The sequence below is a fragment of the Acinetobacter sp. OYA S30 genome (assembly GCF_033599315.1).
Classification (GTDB): Bacteria; Pseudomonadota; Gammaproteobacteria; order Pseudomonadales; family Moraxellaceae; genus Acinetobacter; species Acinetobacter baumannii.
On sequence record NZ_JAWVAV010000078.1, the window covers coordinates 1 to 4,842 of the forward strand.

The 4,842-nt window shown below is 37.8% G+C and carries 5 protein-coding genes; 2 read left to right on the top strand and 3 right to left on the bottom strand.

Features of this window, described 5'->3' with window-relative positions; translation table 11 throughout:
• Positions 1-209: 209 nt before the first annotated feature.
• The 3 genes from R5R67_RS18825 to R5R67_RS18835 form a co-directional block, all read right to left on the bottom strand.
• Positions 210-746 (bottom strand): opioid growth factor receptor-related protein, encoded by a 537-nt coding sequence (locus tag R5R67_RS18825; protein WP_318755149.1) that lies wholly within the window; start codon positions 744-746, stop codon positions 210-212.
• Entirely contained in the window at positions 739-1,215 is a 477-nt protein-coding gene (locus R5R67_RS18830; RefSeq protein WP_318755150.1) for a hypothetical protein, read from the bottom strand. Before R5R67_RS18830 ends, R5R67_RS18825 begins: the two co-directional genes overlap by 8 nt.
• Before the next feature lie 61 nt (positions 1,216-1,276).
• Entirely contained in the window at positions 1,277-1,474 is a 198-nt protein-coding gene (locus tag R5R67_RS18835) for a hypothetical protein (RefSeq protein ID WP_318755151.1), read from the bottom strand.
• Between the two features lie 316 nt (positions 1,475-1,790).
• On the opposite strand from R5R67_RS18835, the gene R5R67_RS18840 reads away from it, so the two are divergent.
• The gene (locus R5R67_RS18840; RefSeq protein ID WP_318755152.1) at positions 1,791-3,179 is read left to right on the top strand and encodes an S-type pyocin domain-containing protein; all 1,389 of its coding nucleotides are present in this window, start codon (positions 1,791-1,793) and stop codon (positions 3,177-3,179) included.
• Positions 3,176-3,685, top strand: coding sequence for a DUF6392 family protein (locus R5R67_RS18845; RefSeq protein ID WP_318755153.1), 510 nt, complete (start codon positions 3,176-3,178; stop codon positions 3,683-3,685). Before R5R67_RS18840 ends, R5R67_RS18845 begins: the two co-directional genes overlap by 4 nt.
• Positions 3,686-4,842 lie beyond the last annotated feature (1,157 nt).

The following is a 4,842-nucleotide window of genomic DNA, read 5'->3' on the forward strand; positions in this document are numbered from 1 at the left end:
CCTAACCAGACTTAGCCAGATTAACGAGCTAAGAAACCATGACCCAATAACCGATCATGGAGAAAAGCAAAGACAGGAAGACGCTGTCGCTTCGCTCCGTTTTGATTAGTACCACATTGGGGCATTAGGTATTCTTACCTTAAAAATTAACAGTTCCGTTTTTAACGGTCTGAAAGACCCCATACACACCATCTTCACCAGCTATTTTACTAATATGTGATCCTCATATCAAAAATACTCTCCCAGAAGACAATGGTTTCTTTTACCGATTTTTTTGTCTTAAATCCGTATTTTTGTAGCAAGCAAATACTCAAATCCCTTAACTCAAAGGCAAGGAGTTTATTATCTAAATAAAAAAGACATAGCATTATTCTAGATAGTTTCTTCTCCACATGACCTATACCAGAAAGCCAGTAACTTGAATTCACATCTAGACTGCTATTTAAACAGAGGTCATCATCTAAACTTATATTGAAATATAACAAAATCGTTTTTACTGACCTTAATATATTTTCATTTGCTATTTTAGAGCCACTAATATAAATAAAGTCATCTTCACTCAATTTCTTCGTATTAGTATGCCACTTGCTATCCCCAATGACAGGGAGTAACCATTGAATATAATAATATCCAGACAAAACCAATTCACGGGATAGACTATTTAATAACTCATTAATTTTATAATTGTTCACATGGCAAGATATTTTGCCCTCATTAAATAGAATGACATCATTTATTTTATTCATAAAAATCAACAATTTCTATATTGGCTATATGCAATCTATCATAAGGATCACCACTAACCAAATCCCAACCGTCAGGCATTTTATTTTTTAACTTTAAATCAAAATCCATATGGCTAGCCTCTTGCTCCGTTATATATACAACCCCCAAGCAACGTTTTAAAATATTTATAATCTCATCATCGCTAATATTTGAATCTAATAACTCAATTAGCTCCCATGTTAAAAATGACATAGGAACAATATGCTCTTTATAGCCCTTGTGATTTATATCTTTTTCTTTCATTTCAAGATACTTCTTAGAATACCCCTTCAAATAAAAGTGTTCTTCTGGATGAAATAACCGCTCTAATAACCTCGAGTGAACTCCTTTAATCTCTCCGTCATTTCGATATTTATTATACAAGTTAGAATTCTTGATATGCTCCAAAAACAAAGCACACGTATCATAAACAAACTGACCTTTTTTCATATTGGATACCTATAACAGTAGTTGTAAAAACATGTTCACCTAATCCCTTTTACGTTAAACGCTACAAGTCTCTCATGTGGCGTTTTATCACTTCTTCGCTTTCAGTCATCCATGCATCTCGTTGCTCTTGGTCTTCTTGTTCCTTTTTCCATTGTTCTATTTGCGCCTGACTAAACCGATTTTTCCTTTTTACCATTTGATTGAGCCTTTTCCATTTACGCATCTCAGTTTCGGGTTTTACTTTTTTTTTCGTTTTCATCCGATACCTCATCAAGAATTGAGTGCTTTTAAAGACTTTAACCGTATTTTTAGGTTTAAAAAAAGAAATGTTAAAAACGCCCTCAAACGTCACAGAAACCGTTCTAAACTTTCTGGATGGATTTGGGTGTTTGATAGGGTGATAGTGTCTTAAAATCGTTTTGAGCGGATTTAATGGGGATGAACGGGCAGTTTTAAGGTGTAAACTCACCCGTTTAACATAATGGGTCTTATCCGAAGCTGATTATTCCTACATCAATATCTATTTCATTCACTATTCTTACTTCATTAAATCTATTTATTTTAGGAAGTGACAGATGCCTGAATACCTTATTCGCGGGAAAAATAACGAGATAGGAAAAACGACTGCGGGGGGACAAGTCACACCGGTTTCTGTTTCTATCTCATCGGCTAAACTGTTTATGGAAGCACGTTCACTATCCTATGCCCCGCCTAAATCGATTGTATTACCGAAACCTATTTTTAAACCCACAACCGTACCTTATCAAGGTGTCCTCGATGCGGCTAAAGCCGTTAAAGATGTTGCGATTGCCTCTCGATGGGGAGTTTTAGGCTTACTTTTTTACTCTGCGCCTGCTGGGGATCCAAATGAAGACCAAATGTTCATTGGAAGATTGATAAATTCCCCCCTTTTAGTCGGCGGATTTTCTCGCTCATCGCAGACAGTCAAAGGACATAATTATACGGAAGAAGCCACTTTACGGCAGCTTGCTCATAAAAAAAGCACCGTCATCACGGGCGTTCGATTCAGGATTGTTGATGATGAAAGTACAGGATATGCCACCAAGGTCGCTGGGTATGTTGTCAATGAAGCCAGCGGACTCAATCATGTCAGAGTCCGATTTGCCGAGCGTCATGAAGATGGCACTGCCACATTCTTAGATCCTGATATTGAAGGAACATTTCATTGGGACATGGTGAGGAATACCGCAGAATATATCCCCTCAGACACTAGTGATGCTTTTCATGCTGTTAAGTTTAGTTTGGATAATGGGCGACAAGAAACGCTTATTCATGATGGGGGTGAGTTTGGCTATACAACGCCCCCACTCCCGTTACCTGAACCTCAAGAAATTTGGCGCTTACCGAACCCTATTCCTGAACAATCGCTGAATGCGCCTCCTGGTTTTCCTGAAGAACGACAAGAAGGTTGGGTCGAAACCTTTCCCTTGGAAGAAGACGATTTTAATGATTTTATTATTGTCGACCCTTGGGGGGAAGTGCCCGCCATTTATGTCTATTTTCAAAAGGCACCAGTGAAATTTTTAGAAGTCGATTATTACGGAAATTTTAAAGGACGTTCTAGACAAAAACTCTATGAGATTGACCATCTTCCTTCACAAGCCGCAGCCGAAATTTATTTAAGAAAATTAAGACCAAGAATATCGAGTAAAGATTTAGCAATAGAATTAGATAAAGTAGCATCCGTCGCTATCCCGAGATCCGTACACCTAGAATGCAGTGAAACCTACGGTGGCAGAAATAATAGCTGGGTTGAACTAGAAGATGACATCAAATTACGTCGAAAAGAGTATGACGGTCAGGATTTAAAAGCAGCGGTTGAGCGAAATTGGGAAGCCGATCGACGATGTTTAAAAGCGGAATATAATGTATCGGATGAAAAGTTGGATGAAGTTTTGGCAGAAATACACCGATTAAATAGGGCAAGAGGATTATACCAATGAGTGTGAATATTGAAGCCTTAGTACGGCGATTAGGGGATACCTATGATGAACTTTATGACGATGGGTTAATCCCTTATAAAACTAAACCGCAAGGGAATTCGGGTGATATTACTTTAAAGTTATGGATGAGAAAAGAATATGTTTTTTTAGCTTTTGAAAACCCATCAAAAAAACTCGCTGAAATTACACTGACATTAATCCCCGATAAGATGAAAAATGGCTGGGTATTTCCCAATAAAATCCCCTTTGGGTTAGAACAGGTCATGACTGACCAATGGTTCTATAAACATATTGGTAATCCGATTAGACGAGCACCAGAAGAAATTATCTTAGGGACTCCCTATGGTAAGGCAGAAGTATTCATCTTAAAAGAGAGGACTCACTCAAATCAAAAAATCTCTCTTTTGGTTAGCTACCATCCAGAAATGAAAGGCTTTGCTAAAGATATAACTTTTGAATTATTAGAGGATTTAGAAGCACGTTGGAAGCTAGATCACTACAAATAATCCCTTTTATGTTAAACGGGCGAGTTAGATATATAAAACCGCCCGTTCATCCCCGTAGCAATCCCTGTACGCCATTTTAAGACCCGATCACCCTATCAAACATCCAAATCCATGCTGAAAATTTAGAACGGTTTATACGCCGCTTTAGTTCCTTTTTAACATCATTCAGATTGAATGAAAATTTGAACTGAAATCGCCGATCCCCACAAACTTGTTTTGTGGGGATCGGCGATTTGACCAACCGAGTAAAACGAGGGCGGTAGCATTTTAAATGATGACCGGAAATCTGAAAAAACGAGGTTAAACTCATTTTTGCTTTAACAGCCAACTGCAAGTTCAGGAGGGATAGAATAAAATGTGGCTACATTTTGTCCATCTATCCCTATCCTGCATGGTCAAAAAATAGCTCGTAGAGATATAAAAAGGGTATTAGGGAATTTATTCCCTAAGCATGCCGATTAGATGTGGAGTATTAACTCCATGTATACATCGACGTCGTGCCTGTAATTAATAAGTGCTATTTTTAAGATTTTTAAATCAATCAAAAAGAATGCATTATTCATGCAAAAATAATACATACATCAAGCATAGACATAAAAATTCAACCATTAATAATGCATTTATCAATCAAAAATAAATCATTTTTCTGGCAATCAGGGTAAATCTGGTTGGTATTTTTAATGCTTTTCTTTTGTATTCTTTTTGGTTGTTGCTTTTACACCCAAACTAACAAAACAAAATTACAGGCACGACAATGGGGAAGGCTTCCAGAATTAACACTTATTTAGCATTAAATTAGTACGCAATTAGCACTTATTAGTTTCAGGAGTATGGCGACTCAACGAGCATTAGATGATATGACGCTTCCTCGACGTGAAACAAGTTCACGCCTTGCGGCGAGCGTTGCGAATTGAATTTATGAAATTTATCAGGCTTCAGATGTAACAAAGCCCCGTGACAGCATCACAGGGCTCTGGTACTCTAAATCTTGTGCATTCGTTGCTCAGATTAGACGTCGCAATCCAATCTTAGCAACGTGAGAGGCGCTTGTCACGTTCTCATTAAATACCAGCCAACGACATTAACCCAAATGCACCACTTGATTGACTCGGACTTAGCCCGGTCTCCGAAAGGATAAACAGGCAAATTGTGGTAGT

Coding starts and splice junctions, on each gene's coding strand:
- R5R67_RS18825 (WP_318755149.1), bottom strand. CDS start 746: ATGAATAAAATAAATGATGTCATTCTATTTAATGAGGGCAAAATATCT.
- R5R67_RS18830 (WP_318755150.1), bottom strand. CDS start 1,215: ATGAAAAAAGGTCAGTTTGTTTATGATACGTGTGCTTTGTTTTTGGAG.
- R5R67_RS18835 (WP_318755151.1), bottom strand. CDS start 1,474: ATGAAAACGAAAAAAAAAGTAAAACCCGAAACTGAGATGCGTAAATGG.
- R5R67_RS18840 (WP_318755152.1), top strand. CDS start 1,791: ATGCCTGAATACCTTATTCGCGGGAAAAATAACGAGATAGGAAAAACG.
- R5R67_RS18845 (WP_318755153.1), top strand. CDS start 3,176: ATGAGTGTGAATATTGAAGCCTTAGTACGGCGATTAGGGGATACCTAT.